Here is a 21,443-nt window from a genome sequence, read left to right as displayed (position 1 = left end):
TTTTTTTATTTTCCTTCGGATTCCTCTAAATTAGTAAACTTTTGACCCATTCACTTTTATAAAAAACTATGCAATCTCAAGGTTTACAGTTACTCGATTACCTCGTGTTCCTCTTTTATTTTATTGTTGTTTCCGGATATGGTTACTGGATTTACAAACAAAGACAATCAAAAATTTCTAATTCCAACGACTTCTTTTTAGCAGAAGGATCATTGACTTGGTGGGCTATTGGAGCTTCATTAATAGCCTCTAATATCTCTGCAGAGCAGTTTATTGGTACATCTGGTGATGGTTTTAGATTAGGTTTAGCCATTGCTACTTATGAGTGGATGGCAGCCGCAACCTTATTAATTGTGGCGATATTCTTCATGCCTATTTATTTGAAGAACAAGATTTTTACCATGCCTCAATTCTTGACTCAACGCTACAGTCCAACGGTCAGTTTGATCATGGCGGTGTTCTGGTTGATGTTGTACATTACCGTTAACTTAACATCTATTTTGTATTTAGGGGCTTTGGCAGTTACGACCATCTCAGGTGTCGACTTTACTGTATGTATGATAGGTATGTCGGTATTTGCTATTTTCATTACACTTGGAGGGATGAAAGTAATTGGTTACACCGACGTTATTCAAGTAGTATTTTTAGTTTTAGGAGGCTTAGCGACTTCTTATTTAGCCTTGAATATGGTGACTGACCGTTTCGGTGGTTCAGGAGTAGTGGATGGCGTGAATCACTTATTAACGAAGGCGCCAGAGCATTTCCACATGATTTTACAAAAGGGAAATCCTAATTACCCAAGTTTGCCTGGTTTAGCTGTGTTAATTGGAGGTATGTGGATCATCAATTTGAACTATTGGGGATGTAATCAATACATTACTCAACGCGCTTTAGGAGCGGATTTAAAAACTGCGAGAAACGGTATTTTATTTGCTGCTTTCTTAAAGTTGATGATGCCAATCATTGTGGTATTACCAGGTATTGCAGCTTATTTGTTGTATAAGGACGGTATGTTCCAAACAGAAATGTTGAAGGATGGCGTACTGAATAAGGATAATGCCTATCCTGTATTGTTGAATTTATTGCCTACTGGCTTGAAAGGACTTTCTTTTGCTGCATTAACCGCAGCAGTAGTAGCTTCTATGGCAGGTAAGGCCAATTCTATTTCAACCATTTTTACACTTGATATTTACAAGAAATACATCAACCCGAATGCTTCTGAAAAGAAATTAGTGAACGTGGGTCGTTTTGCTGTAGTTGGAGCGATGGTTACTTCAGTGATTGTAGCACCTATGATGGGTATTGATAAAAAAGGAGGATTTGAGTTCATCCAAGAGTATACAGGTTATGTATCACCGGGTATTTTTGCCTTGTTTACTTTAGGTTTCTTCTGGAAAAGAGCTACTTCTAAAGCTGCTTTAGTGGCCTTATTAGGAGGGGTAACCTTTTCAATTATGACCAAATACATTCCTTCTTGGACTGGTGTAACGGAATGTTTCTTTTATTCTTCATTCCCTGATGAAACAGGTCGTATGATGATTCCATTCATGGATCGTATGGCTTGGGTATTTATTTTCTGTGTGACTTGTATGGTGATTATTTCGTTAGCAGATCCAGAAAGCAAAAATAATCCTAAGGGATTAGAAATTGATGCTAGTATGTTCAAATTATCCCCTACATTCATTGTAGGTTCGGTGGTGATTTGTACTATTTTGACTTTCTTATACACCTATTTCTGGTAATTACGAAACATGAAAGAAGTCTTTTTTTCTCTTTTGTGTTTACATATTGCTGGGGGAGGCCTAGGTTTATTGGTAGGAACGTTGATTCTCTTTTTACGAAAAGGGGATAGGAACCACCGAAAACTGGGCCTCCTTTTTTATTGGGGCATGAGCCTTGCTGGAGCCACTTCCTTGGTCATGGCTGTCCTTCATCCCAATTACTTTTTGTTCATTGTCGGTATTTTTACTTTGTACATGAACCTGAGTGCTAAGCGTTACCTTCGTTTTAAGAAGAAAGAACAGGAAGCACAAGTAATTGACTACGTGATTTCGGCATTTATGTTGGTCTTTGGAATCATTTTTATTGCTTTTGGAATCTACCTGCTGGTTCAAGCTAAGAATTTCGGTATTGTGTTTTTGGTATTTGGAAGTATCGGACTTCGATTTGTAAGGCAAGATTATCTATTCAAAAAGTCGGGCTATAGCATAAAACTAGCTTGGCTTTCTCAGCATATTCAACGCATGATGGGGACTTATATAGCCTCATTAACTGCATTTTTAGTGGTCAATAGTTCCATTTTCCCTCAATTTATTCCTTCCTTTGTTTTTTGGTTATTGCCTGGCATCATCGTGGGTCCATTGATTGGACGCTTTGTCAAGAAATATACCCAAAAAGTGAAGCATTCATGAAGGAAAAATTACCTATTTTATTGGTGATTGCGGGCCCAACGGCGGTGGGGAAGACGGCATTATGTGTTGAGCTAGCTCAAAAGTTACGTACCGAGATCATTTCGGCAGATTCCCGACAGTTTTATCGTGAGTTGGCTATTGGTACTGCCAAACCCACTAAGGAGGAGCAAGGGGGTATCAAACATCATTTTATTGATTCTCATTCCATTCAAGAATATTTCTCACCTGGTGATTTTGAAAGAGAGGCCTTAATCCTGTTGGAGCAACTATTCCAAAAGCATGAAGTGGTCATTTTAACAGGTGGTTCTGGTTTATACATCAAAGCATTATTGGAAGGTTTGGATGAAATGCCCGATGTGGACTTGGTGCTTCGAGAGCAATTGATGCAACAATTGGAGAAAGAAGGAATTGCGCCATTGTGGGAGCAATTGCAGCGCTTAGATCCAATGTATGCTGCTCAAGTAGATCAACAGAATCCCCAACGCATTGTCCGAGCCTTAGAAGTTTGTTTATCTACAGGTAAGCCTTATTCTGATTTCCGAAAAAAGCAGTCGGCCGACCGACCCTTCCAAGCCATCAAAATCTGCTTGGATAGACCCAGAGAAGAATTGTATGCCCGCATTGATCAACGCATGGACCAGATGTTAGCTCAAGGACTTGTTGACGAAGCGATTCAATATCAAGAATTCCAACATCTGTATGCGCTGAAAACCTTAGGTTATAAAGAGGTTTATGGGCATTTGAAGGGAGAATACGATGAAACTGAAATGGTTCGCTTATTGAAGCGAAATAGTCGGCATTATGCCAAAAAACAATTGACTTGGTTTAGACATCAAGGGGAGTTTCGGTTTATGCATCCTGATGAAGCGAGAGAGGAGTTATTAGGGTTTAGTTATTAGTTAATAGGGATTAGTCGTTCAATGTAGAATGAAAAGTGTAGAATAAATAAAGTTGAATTTTAGCTAGGAAATCAAGTCGGTCTGCACGAGCGAAATGTGATGAACGAAGCGGTAGACGAGGTTTTGACCTCAGCATGGGCGATGCGCGATGGCGTCAAAAATATAGGCGATAGCGGAGTGAATCACGGTTCTGCGAAGCAGAATTCGCCTTTGCTGAACGACATAAAAGAAGTTTTTTTGTTTCTTTTTTTGGACAAAAAAAGAAAATCCTTAGTATTTGCTGAACTATAGTGTTCTTGTTAAAACAACAAGAAAGAGCCCTAAAAAATAGCTTTTCCGAAGATTTAATTCATATGGTATTTCTTTTTTTCAAAAAAAAAGAAACAAAAAAAACAGAATAAATACGGTTAATCCTAAGACGAATTCTGCTGCACAGAACCGATGTTCACTCCGCATATGGCTTTATTCTTTCATAGGGATTGACCTTTCCATGTAGAATGAAGAATGTATTGGCTTGATTAGGTTATTACTAATTCCAAACGCCATTCATTTCTGTTAGAATAATGGGTTTTCCATCTGTGACAACGATGGTATGCTCATGTTGTGCCATATAACCTCCTTTGTTTCCAACCATTGTCCAGCCGTCATTAAGCTCCACCGTATAGGTAGAAGAAGTTGAAATGAATGTTTCGATAGCTACTACAGAGTTCTTTTTAAATCGTCTTTGGTCAAATTTATTTTTATAATTCAGCAATTCATCTGGTTGCTCATGGAGACTTCTGCCGATACCATGTCCACCAAGATTTTTAATTACTTTATAGCCTCTTTTTTTAGCTTCTGTTTCCATTAGAAAACCCACATCAGCTATTTTTACTCCACCTTTAATATGATGGATTGCTTTTTGCAATATTTCTTTAGATGCATTCACTAAATTTTGATGTTGATGAATGTCATCTCCAAGGACGAATGAGTTTCCATTATCAGACCAATAACCATCAAGCTCAGCAGAAACGTCTATATTGATTAAATCGCCTTCTTTTAGAATTCTGTTTTTGGAAGGAATACCATGGCAGAATTCATGGTTTACGCTAATGCAAGTCCAACCAGGGAACTTGTAGGTCATAAACGGTGCGGAATTTGCTCTAAATTCTTTTAAAATACTCGCCCCAAAGTCATCAAGCTCTTTGGTTGTCATACCCGGCTTGGCGTAATTTTTCATTTCTTTTAGGGTGTAAGCAACAACGTCACTTACTTTTTTCATTCCAATTAATTCTGATTCTGTTGTTATGGACATACTCGTATATTTCTGTTGTTGATCTTCTTTTAGTCTGAATGGTAATTATTCGCTCTACACCCTAAAACCTCCCCAATCTACAAAACTTGTAAATAATGGAGAGCTAAAATATTATATTTAGCCGATAAAATAAGTACATTTTATCCACTGGTCTTCCTAAAAGAGAAACTATGAATTCAATTCTGAAAATGGTTGGTAAGAACCTAATGAATAAAATTCTAACCCATAATAACTAATAACTAACATCTAATCCCTAATTTCTAAATCCCCAAATACACCTCCAATCCCCCTTCTAGATTCTGGCATGAAATACCTTTCGCTGAAAGAAGTCGACACGCGATGTAGCTCTGCGTACCATTGTAACAAATGACAGTAATGGGTTGTGGGATCTGCTGGACTTCTTCGATACGGTCCAATAATTGATCGAGTGGAATATGAACACCTCCCAGATTAAAGTCGTCCCACTCGCGGGGAGTACGTATATCCAGGAGGTGTAAGTGGCTGATTTGTTCTTTGAATGTAACAGCCGAAATGGATTGCATCTTAATATCCAGCAGCCTGCCAAGCGAGCATGCCGCCTACTAAATTACGGACATTGCTGTATCCTTCGCTACTTAAATATTCTTTAGCACGACCAGAACGAGCTCCTGAGCGACAATGAACAATGATTTCTGCATCTTTATCTGCTTCAATTTCATCCAATCTTTCAGGTAATTCTCCTAAAGGGATTAATTGAGCTCCAATGTTGAACTCATCAAATTCATGTTCTTCACGGACGTCAATGATGTACAATGCCTCATTGTTATCCATTCTCTCTTTTAATTCTTCTATTGTAATATCTTCCATGTGATTATTGATTTTCTCCGCCACCTACAACCCAAAGGTCAATGGTATCTCCTGGGTGAATACTCGTTCCGGTGCAAGTGGCACAAACTTGCTTAAATACCACGCCAGGCTGAAATTCTTCATTCGCTTCGTAATAAATTTTACCAACCGTTAGGTTCATGCCTGCCAAAATAATATTGACTTCATCCAAAGGTTTACCCACTAAATCTGGTAATTCCATTTCTACATTGGCCGTTCCATTTCCTATGAATAAATCAACCATGGTTCCTTTGGGAATCGTTGCTCCCGCCTCAATCTTCCGCCCGTTCACTTGCATTTCAATCACTTCTTTAACCCTAGGGTCATTGATTTCATGCACAATTCCTTTTCTCAATCCAGAAATCAATAATTGCTGCTCAGCACTTCGCACCGATAAGCCTATCAAACCTGGCATTTTGATGGTAGGAGGGGTTTCTGAATTGATGGTGATGTAAATTTTTCTTCCCGACTTCACCAAAGCATTCGGTAAAGGGTATTGAGAAAGTATCGTCAAAGGTGGTTTATCTGCCGTAAAGGTGCAATCGGAAATTTCATATGTTAAGTCATTGGCATCGACCAATTCCTCCATTTTTTCCATGGTCATTCCCTTCAGATTAGGAACTTTGATGGTTTCCCCATGATGGGTACTCCAAGGCAAATACACAAAAAAGAACCCGAAAAATAAAACCAGAAATAAGGAGATCAGAATCGCTATGTGCGTGTACAGATCTTTTTTGGTTTGGGTAGGGATTTTCATCATGAGGGATGCGTTCAAATATTGAATGCAAGTTAGGGAATTGTCGGGAAAACAAAAACCCATTTTGTCAACCGAATCCTTAGTTTGGACATAAAAAAACCGGGTAGTCATTCAACCACCCGGTTCTTATACTTAGCTATTTCTTAGTATTTGAATACTTTAGATCCTGCCATAACTTCTTGTGTCTTCTCGTTGAAGGTAACACGCTCTCCTGTACGATAAGCCGCATTGGCCATAATCGTAGCAATGGAGTGTTGGTAACCTGCTTCAATCGGAGCATTAGGAGTTTTACGTGAACGTACACATTGCATCCAGTTTTTGATGTGCTCAAATGTTAAGCTATCACCACCTGTGTTAGATCCAGTCTCTACTTTAGGACCTTCAATTTTCAAGGTTGGCAATAAATTCGCCTGCATGCCCATACCTCTAGCTTCTCCTTCAGTTAATCCACCATTCGGAGAGATCATGTTGGTATCTAAGTTCAATTCACCACCATTTGAGTAGTAAATTTCTTTAGTTCCACCTGCGGAGTTAGAGAAACGAGATGTAAAGCTTACTTGGAAGCCTTTGTTTGGTTGGTCTGCAGGGCCGTAATCAAATACCGTAGTCATGGTATCTGCATTTTTACGTCCATCATTCCATTGGTAGATACCTCCATTGGAAACCGCAGAACGTGGATGCGCCAAGCCTGAGAACCAGTGAACAGTATCAATTTGGTGAGACATCCATTGACCTGGAATTCCTGAAGAATATGGCCAGAATAGACGGTATTCTAAATATTTACGAGGATCAAATGAATCTTTAGGACGGTTCATCAAGAAACGGTTCCAATCGATATCTGATTCTTTTAAGTCTTTGCAAAGGTTGACTCTTCTCCAGCGACCTGGTTGGTTGACGTTCCACATCAACTCTACCATTTTGATATCACCGAATTTGCCCGACTTGATAAACTCATCTGCTGCCCAGTAGTTGGCACCACTACGACGCTGAGATCCTATCTGAACAATTTTATTGGATTCTTTTACGGCTTTTAATACAGCACGTGCATCTTCCATTGTTTCTGCCAATGGTTTTTCTGCATATACATCACAACCCGCTTTCACCGCTTCAATGGTGTGTAAGGCATGTTGGAAATCCGCTGTTGAGATAAATACTGCATCTACTCCTTTAGCTGCATATAACTCGTCGTTATTACGGTAAGTAGTGATTTTGCTTCCTAATTGGGATTCCAAATAAGCCTTTCCTTCTTCGCGTCTGCGGTTCCAAAGGTCAGAAACTGCCACCATTTCAAAATTCATTTCTTTTTGTAAAATTTTGAATGGAGGAACGTGTGAAGAACGGTGACGGTCAGAAAAACCTACACAGGCTACACGAACACGGTCATTTGCTCCAAGAATCTTGCTGTAAGATTTAGGGCTGAAGGCAAATGTTCCTAAGGAGGCAACTGCGCTCTTTTGGATGAAATCTCTTCTTTTCATGTTAAAAATTATTTTTGAGGTATCGGTTGTTATTTAATTTCTCTGATTTTGATGTTCTTGTAAAATACAGAATCACCATGCTCTTGTAACAAGATCGGGCCTTTGGCTTTCATACCAAAACCAGGCCATTTGTTGTATTTACTATGCGCTACTAACACTTTATAAATATTGCTTCCACGAACATACTCAATCACTTTGATGCCATTTAACCAATGTTGAACAACATTATTTGGGTAAACTATCACACGACCGCGATTCCATTCACCAATTTTTTTAACGGAACGTTTGTCTTTGTCGGAAGGGATCAAGTCATATAAGCTCGACAATGTTCTATTTCCTTCTGTACCCAACTTAGCATCAGGGTGCTTGTCGTCATCTAATACTTGAAATTCTAAACCAATGGCCGACATGCCTGAGTTGTATGATTCATCGACAAAGTATTTTACTCCTGAATTAGCTCCTTCTGTTAATTTGAAATCAAAAACCAATTCAAAAGCGCCGAATTGATCATTGGTTAGAATATCGCCACCATTACCTGATTCTTTTCCACCCTTACTATTTACGTGTAAGGTACCATCTGATTCTACGGTCCAAACTGAAGGAGGAGCCGTAGTTTTGAAAGCCGAACGCCAGCCGTTTAAATCTTTACCGTTAAACAATAATTTATATCCTTGTGCTTCTTCTTGTGGAGAAAGAGTGTTTAAGGTATAATTTTCTACTGGAGTAGTTTTGTCCAAAGGACGTGGACGCATTTGGCTACCTGTTTGAATCTTGATGTTTTTCCACATCACTTGTGTACCCTCTTTTTGATCTTTACCGATGGCATGCACTTGGAAAGCAATGAATCCTTTGGCAGTCATATCATCTACTAAATAAGTAACAGGGATATTGTTTACCCAGGTACGAATGGTAGTTCCGATAGCCTCTATACGATAGTGATTCCATTCCCCTTTTTTGAATGCTTTTTTAGCAGCTGAATTTTCTTCTACTGGATATAACCAGCCACGGCGAGCCTCATCATACAGGCCGCCTGACCATGCTCTGTCAGAAGGATCTATTTCCACTTGATAGCCATGAACACGACCATTCATGTATTCAGGAGTAGAAAGACTACGGATTTGAATACCTGAATTCATCGAATTGTCCACTTTAAGGTCGACTTCTAAGATAAAATCACCGTATTCTTTTTCAGTTGCCATGAAAGAATTGGGTGTATTGGCTACGGTAGTGCCTATCATGACACCGTTTTTGGCTTCGTATTTAGCTTGACCGTTGAGTTGTTTGAATCCTTTGAACGTTTTACCATCGAAAAGATTGGTCCATTGTTCATTTTGCGCCAGAGCTGGCATCAATACCCCTAAACTAAGGAGTAGAGTAAATAATTTTTTCATAGTTTCTTTTAAATGTATTAATTACTCGTAAAAGTCCTAAAAAGAATTGATTTACTCAAATTCTCCAGATTAATCCTCTTATTTTTCTATAGGGTCTTGACCTTCTCTTAGAATTGGTGAATTGAATGAGAATCCTTTTGGAAGAAATATTAAATTTGATTTTCGGGCTATTCCATTAAATTTGTAGATTAAATATCGCCTACATGAAGAAACAAACTCAAGCCATCCGAATTCAAGCCAAGCGTTCTCATAACCGGGAGCACTCGGTGCCATTGTATCTTACTTCAAGTTTTACCTTTGAGGATTCAGAACAGGGAAGAGCCATTTTTGCAGAAGAGATTCCAGGAAATATCTATTCTCGTTACCAAAATCCCAACGTAGATGAGTTTGTGGAGAAGATGTGTATGTTGGAAAATGCAGAAGCTGGTTTGGCTTTTTCAACGGGTATGGCGGCTATTTTTTCTTCATTAGCTGGTTTATTAAAGCAAGGAGATCATGTGATAGCATCCAATGCATTATTTGGATCAGCGATTCAAATTTTGACTAAAATTACCGCTAAATGGGGCATTGAATGCACTTTTGTAGATGGTCACGACATCAAAGCTTGGGAAGCTGCAATCAAAGACAATACCAAATTCTTTTTCTGTGAAAGTCCTTCTAATCCAGGCTTGGATTTAATTGATATTGCAGAATTAGCGGCTTTGAAAAAGGGGAAGGATATTGTTTTAGCGGTAGACAATTGTTTTGCCACGCCAATTTTGCAAACTCCTCTGGATTTAGGGGCAGATTTAGTACTACATTCTGCGACTAAATACATTGATGGACAAGGACGTGTGTTAGGTGGTGTAGTTTGTGGAAAGGCCGAATACATTGCTGAAATACGTTTTTTTGCTCGTCATACAGGCCCATCATTATCTCCATTCAATGCTTGGATATTATCCAAGAGTTTAGAATTATTGGATTTGCGTATGCAAAAGCATGCAGAAAATGCCTTGGCATTGGCTGAGGCTTTACAAGGCCATCCAGCTGTTCAAGCGGTGAAATACCCTTTCTTGAAGAGTCATCCGCAATATGAATTGGCTAAAAAGCAAATGAAATATGGGGGAGGTATTTTAACCTTAGATATCAAAGGGGGATTTGAGAAAGTCCAAAAATTAAGTCAATTGCTTCAAATCGTGTCTATTTCGCCTAATTTGGGAGATACGCGTACTATTTTAACTCACCCTGCATCAACTACGCATTCGAAATTATCTGCAGAGGATCGTGCTGCCGTAGGAATTACAGACGGACTTGTCCGGGTAGCCGTAGGTTTGGAAGCGATTGAGGATTTAAAAGAAGATTTCTTAAACGCTCTTAATCAACTTTAATCCATGTGGATAGCCCTAGTGGTATGTTTGGTATTACTGACTATCAATGTGGTGGTGGGTGTTTACGTAGAACGTAAATTATCTGCTTTTATGCAGGACCGTTTGGGGCCTATGGAAGTAGGTAAATGGGGCTTATTGCAAGTATTTGCTGATTTGTTGAAATTATTTCAAAAGGAAGACATAGTCCCTGCATCCGCCCAAAAGCAATTGTTCTTATTTGCTCCTTGGATCATTTTTTTGGCTGTTTTTGGCTCATTTTCAGTGATCCCTTTAAGTTCAGGTAGTTTCTTGCAAGGCAGCCAAACCGAAATGGGAGTCATGTTATTAATGGGCATCGTTTCTTTAGATTCCTTAGGGATATTACTGGCAGGATGGACTTCCAATAACAAGTATTCACTCCTTGGGGCGATTCGTTCAGCGGCACAATTGGTTTCCTATGAGATTCCCATGGGTTTGAGTATTCTGTGTGTCGTATTGATTTCCTCCAGTTTGAATTTACAAGAGATAGCCTTGCAACAAGGGATATTTAGTCAACAGACCAACTTTCTATTCGGTTTATCTTTTTTACAATGGGATGTGACACATGTAGGTGGGATTTTGACTTGGAATGTAGTACGAGTGCCCTTCTTCTTTTTTCTGTTCATTTTGTTTTTCATCACCAGTTTAGCTGAGGCTAATCGCGCGCCATTTGATATACCTGAAGCAGAATCCGAATTGGTAGGAGGTTTTCATACGGAATATGCTGGAATGCGTTGGGCATTATTGTTTTTGTCGGAATATGGAATGATGCTCCTTGTCAGTGTTTTAGGGGTAATACTTTTTTGGGGTGCATGGTATTCTCCTTTTCCAAACATAGGAAGTTTACGTTTGGCAGATTGGACCAATGGAACACCAGGGACTATATGGGCAACCGTTTTAGGTTTTGTTTGGATAATGTTAAAGACCTATGTTCTGATTGCCATACAAATGTGGGTACGCTGGACTTTACCTAGATTAAGGGTAGATCAGCTGATGTATTTATGTTGGAAAGTCCTCACTCCAGCCGCTTTGGTTTTCGTCGCAATATCTTCGATTTGGTCGATGTTCATGTAATTTCATTTCTACTTATCAAGTATTATACGTATAATTGGTTTTATAACCTCAAACCAGTTATATGATAAAACTCTTTACTAGAGTCTTTTATGTCTTATGTTGCCTAGTCATTTTTCATAAAAGCTATTCACAATCAACGACTACTACTTTACCCTATTTAGAAGGAAAAGTTATCGATGCTCAAACAGGGGAACCACTCCGAGGTGCGGATATTTCGGTGGATTTTAAGAAATCTGGTACATCCACTGATTCTTTAGGTATGTATCGTATTTATTTGCCTTATGGGGAATATGTCGTGAAAATCGGTCACGTAGGATATAATCCTTACAGGACTAAAGTCTATATCAAAGCGAATACCACACTCAATGCTCAGCTGAATGATGTGACCAAGCAATTGGAAGAGGTCATTGTATCCAGTGCCGCTACGAAGCGTGATATCCAAACTCCTTCATTAGGAGTTACAGTTCTAAGTTTAAAAGGAATTAAGAAGCTTCCTACCATGATGGGGGAGGTTGATGTCATTAGAAGTTTGCAAACACTTCCCGGCGTTTCTTCGGTGGGAGAGGGTGCCAATGGATTAAATATTCGAGGTTCTAATGTGGATCAGAATTTGATTTTCATTGATAATACGCCCATTTTCAATCCAACTCATATGTTTGGCTTGTTCTCCGTATTTGCTTCTGATGCTATTCGCGATTTAGAATTATATAAAGGTGGAGTTCCTTCTCGATTTGGAGGTAGAACGGCTGCTGTATTGGATATCAAAATGATTGAACCCAATACAGAGAAGTTCAAGATGCAAGGAGGAATAGGTTTGGTTTCCAACCGAGTGATGGCAGAAATACCTTTAGTAAAGGAGAAATTATCTGTTTTGATTGCGGGCCGACTTTCAGTTAATGATTTCATGTTCAAATGGTTCGCGCCAACAGAGTTGAAAAATATCCGTGCCAATTTTATGGATGTGGCAACTAAGGTTTTCTATCGTCCCAATAATAAGAATACGATCTCCTTTTCCAATTATTTGAGTCAAGATTTTTATCGAGTTGATTCCTTATTTAGTATTGAAAACGTGGTGGCAAAGCGCACTTCGTTTGATTATGGGCATAATAACTTGGCTATTCATTGGAATCATTATTTTTCAGATAAGCTGAATATGATGTTAAGTGCTACGAGTACCTTATACAAAACGAAAACGTATTCTCCTGATACGGTCAATACGATTGATTTGCAAAGTTCCATTGATTATAAAAATGTACACGTAAGCTTTGACTTACAACCAACCGATGGTCATAAAATGAATTTTGGGGCTATGGCTACCCGTTATTATGTGAAGCCAGGGTCATTGAATGACGGGGTGGTTTCTCGGGTTGCTCGCGTGGTTTTACCTGATGAACAATCTGTAGAGGCAGCTGTTTATGCTGATGATGAATGGACAGTAAGTCCTAAGTTTACCATTCAGGCGGGTTTACGATATGCGCAATATTGGCGCTTAGGTGCAGGAGTTGTCAACCAATACGATCCAGGTAGGATGCCATCGGCAAATAGCGTCATTGGGAAAAAAGTATATGGCGATGGAGAAGTAATGGCTTCTTATGGCGGATTAGAGCCCCGATTGACGATGAAGTATTCTTTGGCAGAAAATACGACTATGAAATTTGGGTATAATCGCATGCAGCAATTCTTTCAATTGCTTTCTAACAATACGACCCCTTTACCTACTTCTCGTTGGAAAACCGCTGACTCATTCATCAAGCCGCAACAATCAGATTTTTATTCTTTAGGATTCTTCAAAACGTACAATGAAAACGTGTATGAAGCTTCTTTGGAAACTTATTACCGTGATGTTAGAAACACCCTTGATTTTGTTTCTGGTGCCAATTTACAATTGAACCCAACCATAGAAACCCAGTTGATAACGGGAAAAAGTAAGGCATATGGCGTGGAGTTAATGGTTCAAAAGAAAAAAGGGGAAGTTTCCGGTTGGGTGAGTTATACTTATGCTCGCGCTTTCAATCAAATGGTTGGAGATTTTCCTGAGGTTCAAGCGATTAATGGGGGAGATTGGTTTGCCACGAATTATGACAAACCTCATACCTTCAATATGATGTTGAATATTCAACCGACTACCCACCACAGTTTCTCATTTACTTTTGCGTACAATACGGGTCGTCCATTTTCATCACCATCTGGGAGTTATGAAATCGGAGGTAAAAGATACCCTGTATTTGCTGCAAGGAACAATGACCGCATTCGAGATTACCACCGTTTGGATTTCTCATGGACCATCAGTAACCCATCTATGGTAAAAAAGAGATGGGAAGGAAGTTGGGTTTTTACCGTGTATAATTTATATGGAAGACAAAACCCTTATTCGGTATTCTTTAAATCGAATAAGCAAGCATTACAGGCCTATGAGCTAAGTGTATTTGCTGCTCCATTTATATCCTTGACCTATAATTTTAAATTTTTATAGAAATGCCTAATAAGTTAATTAGCTATATTTTCTTGAGTTTTGCCATGATCTTTATGACATGGGCTTGCATCAATCCTATTAAAGATTTTGCACAAATAGACTCGACTTCTTACATGACAATTGAAGCTGACATTGTCAATGATCCCAGTATGTGTAAGATCCGATTAACTAGTTCAGCCAATCGAATTATGTCCGTGTTATCACTTCCAATTACCAAAGCAGACGTGTACATCGTGGATCAAGCGGGTACAAAAACTACTTTTAAGGAAGTTACAGGTGGCACAACAGGAACCTATTTACCACCCACTGGTTTTGCAGGTAAAGTAGGTTCAACCTATCAATTGTTTATTAAAACATTGGATGGAAGACAATATCAAAGTAGTCAAGAAGAAATGAATTCAGTCCCTGAGATTGAAAATATTGTGACCCAATTTGAAGTATTGGATCAGTATTCGAAAGGAGATGTTCGGAGAACTGGTTATACAGTTTACCTTGATTTCAAAGATAGCCCTAAGGAAGGCGATTATTACATGTGGAATTGGAAGCACTATGAACCAATCACCATTTGTGCTACTTGTACTGGTGGAGCTACATGGAATTTTAAACAAAATACTTGTGTTACTCCTGCGGTTGCCACCGATCAAATCTTGAATTATTCATGTGATGGTAAATGTTGGGATATTTCAACCAATAATGATTTGAATGTTTTTTCTGACGTGTTAACCAACGGACAACGAATCGTGGGTCGTCAGGTGGCTCGTGCACCTTTTGATAATTACACGCCTTATTACTTTCGTTTAGAGCAGAGAGGTATTTCAAAAAGTGCCTTTTTGTTTTATCAAAGTTTAATTGCTCAAGTTCAATCGAGTGGTTCATTATTTGATGTTCCGGCTGAAACAAGATTTTCTGTCAATGTGAAATCGACCACGAATCCAAGTGAAAAAATATTAGGCATATTCAATGTATTCTCTGTGAGTAAGAAAATCTTTTATATAGATCGTACTAAGGGAATTCCTCCTGGAGAAAAGGCTTTTATTCCTCAAGTTCCAGGTGAAATGTTTTTCTGTCCGGGGGCTTCTCCAGGATGTCAGGATCGTGTTCCATGTTTTGAAGGGCCATCAAGAACAAAGATTACACCAGAAGGGTGGACTTTATAAGAATTTTGCATCATCTTTGCGGCAAATTAGGACAAAATGGTAGGAGTTTTATTGGTTAATTTAGGTACTCCGGATGCTCCGGATACTGCTTCAGTACGTCGTTATTTAAGGGAATTTTTAATGGATGGCCGGGTAATTGATATCCCATATCCATTTAGGTTCATGTTGGTTAATGGTATCATAGCCCCATTTCGGGCACCAAAATCAGCTAAAATATACCAGCAACTTTGGGAAGAACGCGGCTCTCCATTAAAATTTTATGGGGAGGATGTACGTGATGAATTACAAAAGAGCTTAGGGAATGAATATGTGGTGAAATTGGCCATGCGTTATCAAAATCCTAATTTGGCTTCGGTATTGAAGGAAATGGAACAGATGCAATTGGATAAATTGATTATTATTCCACTGTTCCCTCAGTATGCTTCTGCCACTACGGGCTCTGTGTATGATCGTGTGATGGAGTTAATGAGTTCATGGCAAGTAATGCCCAACATTTCCTTGGTGAGTTATTTCTATCAAAAACCAGGATTTGCTTCTTATTTCGCTGAAAAAGCAAAGAAATACCAAGCAGAACATGAGTTTGATTATTATTTATTTTCATATCATGGAATTCCTGAACGTCATATTCGAAATGGAGATATCACCAAAAACACCTGTGCATTTGGCTCTTGTTGTGAGCAAATCACCGAGAAAAATCATGGATGTTACCGTGCTCAATGTTTTGAAACTACTCGTTTGATAGCCAAAGAAATGGGTTTGAAAGAAGGTACATTTGGTACGGCCTTTCAAAGTCGATTAGGAAGAGATCCATGGCTTCAACCTTACACAGATGAAACCATCAAAAGTTTAGTGAAAGAGGGTAAAAAGAAAGTATTAGCCTTTTCTCCAGCCTTTGTAGCCGATTGTTTGGAAACAACCATTGAAGTAGGGGAAGAATACAAAGAATTGTTTGAAGAAGCAGGAGGGGAGCATTGGCAATTGGTAGAGAGTTTGAATAATTCTCCTGAATGGGTAAGTTTCTTGAAAGATTTGGTGCATCAATCATAATGCCATGATATACTTCATTTTAAGTGTTTTCTTTGCCATTTTATTATTGGTCAACTTTCGGATGCATGCCAAATTTGGAGTAGATACCAGTTTAACCATTCTATTGAATTACCCCATTTGTTTTTTAACGGGTTGGGCAGTTCAACCCCATGCATTACCTTTCCATTGGCCAGACATGCCTTATTCCTTGGGAATGGTGGCCTTGGGTTTGGGTTTTGTTGTAACATTCTTATTAACGGGTTTTTCAACACAGAAAAACGGTATGGCTACAACCTCTTTGGCCAATAATATATCTTTAGTTATTCCCGTCTTGTTCAATTTGTTAATTTGGAATCGGGGAGGAGTAACTTGGACTTGGCAAATCATAGTAGGTTTACTTTTGGCTTTTGGAGCCATCTATTTTTGTAGTCCTAAGATGGAAGGGAAGGGGCAGAATAAATCTTTGACTGCTTTATTGTTGGTATTTGTCGGTTATGGCATTACAAACACGGCTTTTAATTTTTTAAATGCAGAAGTAGCAACCGAAGCTGGTGGAACAATCCCCTTTATGTTGATGATCGTAGCTGGGGCTGTTGGTGCCTCTGTACTAGAATTAATTCGGGGAACGATGGTTGGGAAGTTTACGTGGAACAAAGCTTCCATAATGGCTGCGCTGCCACTAGGATTGCCCAATTTTTTCTCTTTTTACTTTTTGTTGAAAACCTTGGATTACTTTGGAAACAATGGAGCTATTGTACTCCCAATTTTTAATATTGGAGTCATTGTAGGTTCTACGGCAGTTGCTTATGTGTTTTTCAAAGAGAAAATTAGCGGTCGACAGAGTATTGGAATTAGTTTAGGCTGTATTGCCATTGTTCTATTATTGCTTTAAAGAAATATATATGGAAGTAGAAATTTTCACATTGGCGGATTATGCGGCTGATTATGGACAAGGCAAATTGGTCATTAATGGGACCTTTGATAATATCACAGCGAAAGAATTTCCTGCCATTCATCCTTCCTGCGCGATTGTTGCCCGCATTCGCATAGGAAATTCGGAAGCAGGATTGCATTATTTCCAAATAGATGCGCTAAATCCTCAAGGAGATAATTTTCATGAACCCTTCAAAGGGGAGTTTACCATAGAGAAAAACCCACATGCAGATCATACTACCTTGAATATCATTTGGAATTTAGTTCATTCCAAATTGGACATGCCTGGTAAATATGCCTTTGAATTTTACTTTGATGGAGAATTTAGAACTGGCTTGAGCTTGACGGTGGGGAGGTAGGGTTAATGTAGAATGAAGAATGTAGAATTAAGAATGTAGTATAATTGGTTATAATTTTATTACACTTCTTTTCACGGTCTAGTTATTGAAAATTCTACATTCTACATTTTTCATTCTACATTCTTCATTTTACATTTAAAGCACATTCGCTGTTTGCTCCTTTATTTTTTCCAATTCGTCTTTCATGTTGACTACCAGACGTTGGATATTTGAATCATTGGCTTTGGAACCAATGGTATTGATTTCACGGCCAATTTCTTGAGCCATGAAGTTTAATTTTTTACCGTTTCCTTCTTTCAATACTTCAAGGAAATACTCTAGATGAGTCGATAATCGAACTTTTTCTTCCGATATGTCGAATTTCTCGATGTAATAAACCACCTCTTGCTCGAAACGGTTTTGATCAAAATCTTCATTCAAACCTAGGTCTAATAAGGACTTTTTCATACGCTCACGAATGTTTGGCATACGAATCAAATCTTGCTCTTTTACTGCATCCAATCCCAATTTAATGGATGCTATGTATTCCTTGAACTTCTCTTCCACCACATTTCCTTCACGCAAACGAAAGGCTTTACATTCTTGTGTCGCTTCTTGAATGATTTCAAAAATGGATTGCCAAAGGGCCTCTACTTCTTCTTCCGTTTCTTGGGTTTGTTCAGCCTGAATGGTATTTGGCATGGATAATGCATGCAAATATAGGGCTGTTTCATTTACTGATTCTACCCCAACTTGCTTTGCTACTCGCTTTAATTCACTGAATAGTTCCTCAATATGCTTTTCAGGCAACAAGCTTGGAGATACCGTTTCCGTGGCCTTTTGCATGGTCAATGACAATTCTATTTTACCTCGTTCTAATTGTTGAGTGAGGTAATTTCTTACTTCAATTTCTCTTGCAGAAAGGGATTTAGGTAAGCGACAAAATAAATCGGTGAACTTGGAATTCAAACTCTTGACCTCTACTTTGATTTGAAGATCTTGTATTTCTTTTTGGGCCTTCCCAAAACCGGTCATCGAATAAATCATATACTTATACTTTCTTTTTTCTAAACTCTAATCCCAAGGACAATCCTAAGAATATAATCAACCCAATGGATGCTAATCCATCTATTTTACCTCCCGTTTCTACAGAATTAGGTGCGAACTTAAATTCAATTTGATGTTTACCTGCCGGAACAACCATGGCGCGTAATACATAATTAGCTCTTACATGTGGCATTTCTTTGCCATCAATATAGGCCTTCCAATCTTGATTTCCGCGGTAATAAATTTCGGAGAAAACGACTAGTCCTGATGCACTTAACTGACTTTGGTAGGTCAATTTATTGGGCGCATATTGACTTAAAGTAACTTGGCCCAATGTAGGAAGCGGCTGAAAATTTCCCAACCATTTTTTATCTTGGTTTTCTAATACCACTTCTTGTGCTGGGTTAATTTTCTCAATGGCATTCAAGGCTTCATCGGCATTATTAGCCCATTTGATTTGAGAAACGACCCAAGCATTTCCTAATGCCGTTGGATTGGTTTGAGCAATCGGTCGGTTAGTTGAATCCAAACCAATCACATATTTGGTATTTAACATATTCAACACAGTCATTTGAGCATGACTTCCTGCGAAATACTTCTCAATCAATTCTTGGTATCGACGAAGCTTTGCCCCATGATATCCACCTATCGAATGGTGGTAATAGCTCGTGGTAGCATCACTCATGAATGACACGGTAGAATTCAACACGCGGAATTGACTTTTATCGGCTAAAATTTGTTGATCCGCTGGACTAGGTTCTATGTTTTCTTCTAGTGTACTTTTAGAAACAAAAAAATCTTTTCCAAAATAACGTTTTGCGACTGGTGCTACATCCAATACCAACAAAAGTACCATGCCAAAGACCCAAATACTCTTTTTAACTTTTTCTAGTGTGCTGACAAAAACCAAAGCAGCAGCGAACAAGATGAAGAAGAAACTTCTCCAAGCATCGGATGTAAATAAGGCAATCCGGTCTAAACGGATGCTATTCCAAATGGCTGAATTTAAGTTGGCATCCTGAATTAATTGCATACCATCTTGAGGCCCTTTGAAGGAAAGAAACAAATCTGGTAAGATGGCTAAAATCAGGCATAAACCTGCTGTTAAGCCCAATGAGATGAATAAGGGCTGCTTGATTTGTTGAAAGTTCGGTTTTTCTTTCGATAATTGAATCAGTCCCAACATAGCTAAGGCCACTAATCCAAATTGTACAAATGACAAGACCATGGTGATTGCACGGAACTTGTTGAATAGAGGAAAGTAGTCGAACAGGAAACCATTAAATCCAAAGTTTTTACCCCATGAAAAGGTGGTAAATAATACTGTAATGAAGATAATCCACCATTTTTCTTTGCTTTTAACATACAGAGCAGCAAATAAAAACAAGAAGATAACGACTGCACCAGCATAGGCTGGTCCTGCTGTATAACTTTGGTCTCCCCAATATGTAAACCCTTTTTCTACAAAGCCCAGCGATTGCTCTTCTGGAATTCCCGCATCGGTCATGGTTTTGAAGGTATTGGATTTGGTCCCTCCTAAATTACCTTGAGAAGCACCTCCCATGAAATTTGGGATTAATAAGGTGCCTGTTTCAGCAATTCCATAAGACCAATCAAAAGCATATCCTTTATCTAATCCACTTCCTCTGGCTGAATTCGCTTTTAGTTCGGATGGCCCACGGGTAGTTTCCTTGCTATACTCATAATTATTCCAGAGACGCATGGTGTGCGTTCCTAATGCCAGTACTAAGCCCAAAGCCATCCAAAGGCCATTGATTAGCCAGCGTTTAAATTGACCCGTTTTAATGGCTTCACTCAGTAAGTAAAGCTTAATTGCACCAATAATGAAGAATAAATAATAAGTAATTTGAATGTGATTGGCATATAATTCAAGAGCCATTCCTAAGGTGAAAATAGCCAAACCCAACCATTTTCTTTGTCCCCAGCACAGTCGTAAACCCGCTAAAACCACAGGTGCATAAGCCAAGGCTAACACTTTAGAGGTATGTCCAGCTGGAATGATAACCATGTTGTAGGTGGCAAAGGCATAGGCAACTGAGCCAGCAAACCCTAAAATAGGAGAGATGCCCATGGCCCAAAGAAATAGGTACATGCCCAGTAATTGTAAGAAAATAAGATTGACAGGGTTAGGTAGGATATTGGTAATCCAGCTACCTAGGTAGCTGGAGATACTGTTCGGATAAGAGCCTGAAATCTGGTAAGAGGGCATTCCACTAAACATGGAATTGGTCCACCAAGCATCTTGTCCCGTTTCATTTTTAAATTGAACACTTTCCCTTGCCGCAGCTTGTGCCTGCTGAATGTCGTGCTGAATTAATACCTTCCCTTCTAATACAGGGCCGCAGTAAATAAATGCAATGACAACAAAGCCTAGAATAACTAATCCATGAGGCAAAAAGGAGCGAAAATCAATTTTCATGTTGGGGCTTATTTAATCGCAACTAATTCTAATTCAAACGTTAAATCTTTTCCAGCCATTGGGTGATTGGCATCTAAAGTAACGTGAGTATCTGTCAAGTCAGTAACTGTTACTTCAATGACATGTCCACCATCTTGGTGCATGTTTAAGGTAACACCTAATTCTACTGGAATGTGAGCTGGAATTTGGTTTCTTTCAATGGTCAACGTGTTTTCTGGAGAATGTTCCCCATACGCTTCAGCAGCTGGAATCGTAATGGTTTTTTTCTCTCCAATGGCCATGCCAGTCACACCATCATCAAAACCTTTGATAACCATGCCTGAACCTAGTTGAAATTCTAATGGGTTGCTTCCTACGGACGAATCAAAGATACTGCCATCGGTATGTTTTCCTGTGTAATGAACGGCAACTTGGTCGCCAGTTTTTGCAATAGACATAATGTATTGTTAAGTGTAAAAAATCAGAGACAAAGGTCA

General features: G+C 38.9%; 20 protein-coding genes. 11 read left to right on the top strand and 9 right to left on the bottom strand.

Annotated elements, in window-relative coordinates:
- Positions 1–68 precede the first annotated feature (68 nt).
- The 4 genes from EWU22_RS10550 to EWU22_RS10535 all read left to right on the top strand — a co-directional run bounded on the left by EWU22_RS10550 (position 69) and on the right by EWU22_RS10535 (position 3,601).
- Positions 69–1,742, top strand: coding sequence for a sodium/sugar symporter (locus EWU22_RS10550; protein WP_130925492.1), 1,674 nt, complete (start codon positions 69–71; stop codon positions 1,740–1,742).
- A gap of 9 nt (positions 1,743–1,751) precedes the next feature.
- Positions 1,752–2,411, top strand: a complete 660-nt coding sequence (locus tag EWU22_RS10545) for a hypothetical protein (protein WP_130925491.1) — start codon at positions 1,752–1,754, stop codon at positions 2,409–2,411.
- Entirely contained in the window at positions 2,408–3,310 is a 903-nt protein-coding gene (miaA, locus tag EWU22_RS10540; RefSeq protein ID WP_130925490.1) for a tRNA (adenosine(37)-N6)-dimethylallyltransferase MiaA, read from the top strand. Before EWU22_RS10545 ends, miaA begins: the two co-directional genes overlap by 4 nt.
- Before the next feature lie 99 nt (positions 3,311–3,409).
- Positions 3,410–3,601 carry a hypothetical protein gene (locus EWU22_RS10535; protein WP_130925489.1) on the top strand — a complete coding sequence of 64 codons (192 nt, stop codon included), beginning with the start codon at positions 3,410–3,412 and terminating at the stop codon, positions 3,599–3,601.
- A 238-nt stretch (positions 3,602–3,839) separates the two neighbouring features.
- On the opposite strand, the gene map is transcribed toward EWU22_RS10535, so the two are convergent.
- The 6 genes from map to EWU22_RS10505 all read right to left on the bottom strand — a co-directional run bounded on the left by map (position 3,840) and on the right by EWU22_RS10505 (position 9,094).
- Positions 3,840–4,604: a type I methionyl aminopeptidase gene (map, locus tag EWU22_RS10530; RefSeq protein ID WP_130925488.1), complete on the bottom strand. Its 765-nt coding sequence runs from the start codon at positions 4,602–4,604 to the stop codon at positions 3,840–3,842.
- A 260-nt stretch (positions 4,605–4,864) separates the two neighbouring features.
- Positions 4,865–5,146 carry a rhodanese-like domain-containing protein gene (locus EWU22_RS10525; RefSeq protein ID WP_130925487.1) on the bottom strand — a complete coding sequence of 94 codons (282 nt, stop codon included), beginning with the start codon at positions 5,144–5,146 and terminating at the stop codon, positions 4,865–4,867.
- Between the two features lies 1 nt (position 5,147).
- The gene (locus tag EWU22_RS10520; RefSeq protein ID WP_130925486.1) at positions 5,148–5,450 is read right to left on the bottom strand and encodes a rhodanese-like domain-containing protein; all 303 of its coding nucleotides are present in this window, start codon (positions 5,448–5,450) and stop codon (positions 5,148–5,150) included.
- 4 nt (positions 5,451–5,454) lie between these two features.
- Complete coding sequence (locus EWU22_RS10515; RefSeq protein WP_231962875.1) at positions 5,455–6,243, bottom strand: PASTA domain-containing protein; 789 nt, start codon at positions 6,241–6,243, stop codon at positions 5,455–5,457.
- Between the two features lie 125 nt (positions 6,244–6,368).
- Positions 6,369–7,703 carry a Gfo/Idh/MocA family protein gene (locus EWU22_RS10510; RefSeq protein ID WP_109323283.1) on the bottom strand — a complete coding sequence of 445 codons (1,335 nt, stop codon included), beginning with the start codon at positions 7,701–7,703 and terminating at the stop codon, positions 6,369–6,371.
- Positions 7,704–7,732: 29 nt separating this feature from the next.
- Positions 7,733–9,094: a 3-keto-disaccharide hydrolase gene (locus EWU22_RS10505; protein WP_109323282.1), complete on the bottom strand. Its 1,362-nt coding sequence runs from the start codon at positions 9,092–9,094 to the stop codon at positions 7,733–7,735.
- Between the two features lie 203 nt (positions 9,095–9,297).
- Here EWU22_RS10505 and EWU22_RS10500 point away from each other — a divergent pair, with 203 nt between their 5' ends.
- From EWU22_RS10500 to EWU22_RS10470, 7 genes are all read left to right on the top strand, one after another.
- Positions 9,298–10,461, top strand: coding sequence for a trans-sulfuration enzyme family protein (locus EWU22_RS10500; RefSeq protein ID WP_109323281.1), 1,164 nt, complete (start codon positions 9,298–9,300; stop codon positions 10,459–10,461).
- Between the two features lie 3 nt (positions 10,462–10,464).
- A complete protein-coding gene (locus EWU22_RS10495; RefSeq protein ID WP_109323280.1) occupies positions 10,465–11,553 on the top strand; it encodes a complex I subunit 1/NuoH family protein in 1,089 nt (362 codons plus the stop codon).
- A 61-nt stretch (positions 11,554–11,614) separates the two neighbouring features.
- The gene (locus tag EWU22_RS10490; RefSeq protein WP_130925485.1) at positions 11,615–14,026 is read left to right on the top strand and encodes a TonB-dependent receptor; all 2,412 of its coding nucleotides are present in this window, start codon (positions 11,615–11,617) and stop codon (positions 14,024–14,026) included.
- Positions 14,027–14,028: 2 nt separating this feature from the next.
- Entirely contained in the window at positions 14,029–15,183 is a 1,155-nt protein-coding gene (locus EWU22_RS10485; RefSeq protein WP_130925484.1) for a DUF4249 domain-containing protein, read from the top strand.
- A 36-nt stretch (positions 15,184–15,219) separates the two neighbouring features.
- Positions 15,220–16,230 carry a ferrochelatase gene (gene hemH, locus EWU22_RS10480; RefSeq protein WP_130925483.1) on the top strand — a complete coding sequence of 337 codons (1,011 nt, stop codon included), beginning with the start codon at positions 15,220–15,222 and terminating at the stop codon, positions 16,228–16,230.
- A gap of 4 nt (positions 16,231–16,234) precedes the next feature.
- Positions 16,235–17,101 (top strand): EamA/RhaT family transporter, encoded by an 867-nt coding sequence (locus EWU22_RS10475; RefSeq protein ID WP_130925482.1) that lies wholly within the window; start codon positions 16,235–16,237, stop codon positions 17,099–17,101.
- A gap of 10 nt (positions 17,102–17,111) precedes the next feature.
- Positions 17,112–17,501, top strand: coding sequence for a DUF6941 family protein (locus EWU22_RS10470; RefSeq protein ID WP_130925481.1), 390 nt, complete (start codon positions 17,112–17,114; stop codon positions 17,499–17,501).
- A 135-nt stretch (positions 17,502–17,636) separates the two neighbouring features.
- Here EWU22_RS10470 and EWU22_RS10465 read toward each other — a convergent pair whose 3' ends face one another.
- The 3 genes from EWU22_RS10465 to EWU22_RS10455 are packed head-to-tail and all read right to left on the bottom strand — an operon-like array spanning position 17,637 to position 21,404.
- Entirely contained in the window at positions 17,637–18,527 is an 891-nt protein-coding gene (locus tag EWU22_RS10465; RefSeq protein WP_130925480.1) for a YicC/YloC family endoribonuclease, read from the bottom strand.
- Between the two features lie 4 nt (positions 18,528–18,531).
- Entirely contained in the window at positions 18,532–20,967 is a 2,436-nt protein-coding gene (locus EWU22_RS10460) for a glycosyltransferase family protein (RefSeq protein ID WP_130925479.1), read from the bottom strand.
- Positions 20,968–20,975: 8 nt separating this feature from the next.
- The gene (locus EWU22_RS10455) at positions 20,976–21,404 is read right to left on the bottom strand and encodes an FKBP-type peptidyl-prolyl cis-trans isomerase (protein ID WP_109323272.1); all 429 of its coding nucleotides are present in this window, start codon (positions 21,402–21,404) and stop codon (positions 20,976–20,978) included.
- Positions 21,405–21,443: the final 39 nt, after the last annotated feature.

Source organism: Aquirufa nivalisilvae (assembly GCF_004307455.1).
Classification (GTDB): domain Bacteria; phylum Bacteroidota; class Bacteroidia; order Cytophagales; family Spirosomataceae; genus Aquirufa; species Aquirufa nivalisilvae.
Note: the sequence above shows the minus strand (reverse complement) of the source record. Positions and strands in the feature narration are given on the sequence as shown.

What these genes read in the sequence shown, in the direction of transcription:
- map (WP_130925488.1), bottom strand. Translation starts at nt 4,604, where the DNA reads ATGTCCATAACAACAGAATCAGAATTAATTGGAATGAAAAAAGTAAGT.
- EWU22_RS10500 (WP_109323281.1), top strand. Translation starts at nt 9,298, where the DNA reads ATGAAGAAACAAACTCAAGCCATCCGAATTCAAGCCAAGCGTTCTCAT.
- EWU22_RS10475 (WP_130925482.1), top strand. Translation starts at nt 16,235, where the DNA reads ATGATATACTTCATTTTAAGTGTTTTCTTTGCCATTTTATTATTGGTC.
- EWU22_RS10535 (WP_130925489.1), top strand. Translation starts at nt 3,410, where the DNA reads ATGAACGAAGCGGTAGACGAGGTTTTGACCTCAGCATGGGCGATGCGC.
- EWU22_RS10470 (WP_130925481.1), top strand. Translation starts at nt 17,112, where the DNA reads ATGGAAGTAGAAATTTTCACATTGGCGGATTATGCGGCTGATTATGGA.
- hemH (WP_130925483.1), top strand. Translation starts at nt 15,220, where the DNA reads ATGGTAGGAGTTTTATTGGTTAATTTAGGTACTCCGGATGCTCCGGAT.
- EWU22_RS10485 (WP_130925484.1), top strand. Translation starts at nt 14,029, where the DNA reads ATGCCTAATAAGTTAATTAGCTATATTTTCTTGAGTTTTGCCATGATC.
- EWU22_RS10510 (WP_109323283.1), bottom strand. Translation starts at nt 7,703, where the DNA reads ATGAAAAGAAGAGATTTCATCCAAAAGAGCGCAGTTGCCTCCTTAGGA.
- EWU22_RS10490 (WP_130925485.1), top strand. Translation starts at nt 11,615, where the DNA reads ATGATAAAACTCTTTACTAGAGTCTTTTATGTCTTATGTTGCCTAGTC.
- EWU22_RS10460 (WP_130925479.1), bottom strand. Translation starts at nt 20,967, where the DNA reads ATGAAAATTGATTTTCGCTCCTTTTTGCCTCATGGATTAGTTATTCTA.
- EWU22_RS10505 (WP_109323282.1), bottom strand. Translation starts at nt 9,094, where the DNA reads ATGAAAAAATTATTTACTCTACTCCTTAGTTTAGGGGTATTGATGCCA.
- EWU22_RS10520 (WP_130925486.1), bottom strand. Translation starts at nt 5,450, where the DNA reads ATGGAAGATATTACAATAGAAGAATTAAAAGAGAGAATGGATAACAAT.
- EWU22_RS10495 (WP_109323280.1), top strand. Translation starts at nt 10,465, where the DNA reads ATGTGGATAGCCCTAGTGGTATGTTTGGTATTACTGACTATCAATGTG.
- EWU22_RS10550 (WP_130925492.1), top strand. Translation starts at nt 69, where the DNA reads ATGCAATCTCAAGGTTTACAGTTACTCGATTACCTCGTGTTCCTCTTT.
- EWU22_RS10545 (WP_130925491.1), top strand. Translation starts at nt 1,752, where the DNA reads ATGAAAGAAGTCTTTTTTTCTCTTTTGTGTTTACATATTGCTGGGGGA.
- EWU22_RS10525 (WP_130925487.1), bottom strand. Translation starts at nt 5,146, where the DNA reads ATGCAATCCATTTCGGCTGTTACATTCAAAGAACAAATCAGCCACTTA.
- miaA (WP_130925490.1), top strand. Translation starts at nt 2,408, where the DNA reads ATGAAGGAAAAATTACCTATTTTATTGGTGATTGCGGGCCCAACGGCG.
- EWU22_RS10465 (WP_130925480.1), bottom strand. Translation starts at nt 18,527, where the DNA reads ATGATTTATTCGATGACCGGTTTTGGGAAGGCCCAAAAAGAAATACAA.
- EWU22_RS10455 (WP_109323272.1), bottom strand. Translation starts at nt 21,404, where the DNA reads ATGTCTATTGCAAAAACTGGCGACCAAGTTGCCGTTCATTACACAGGA.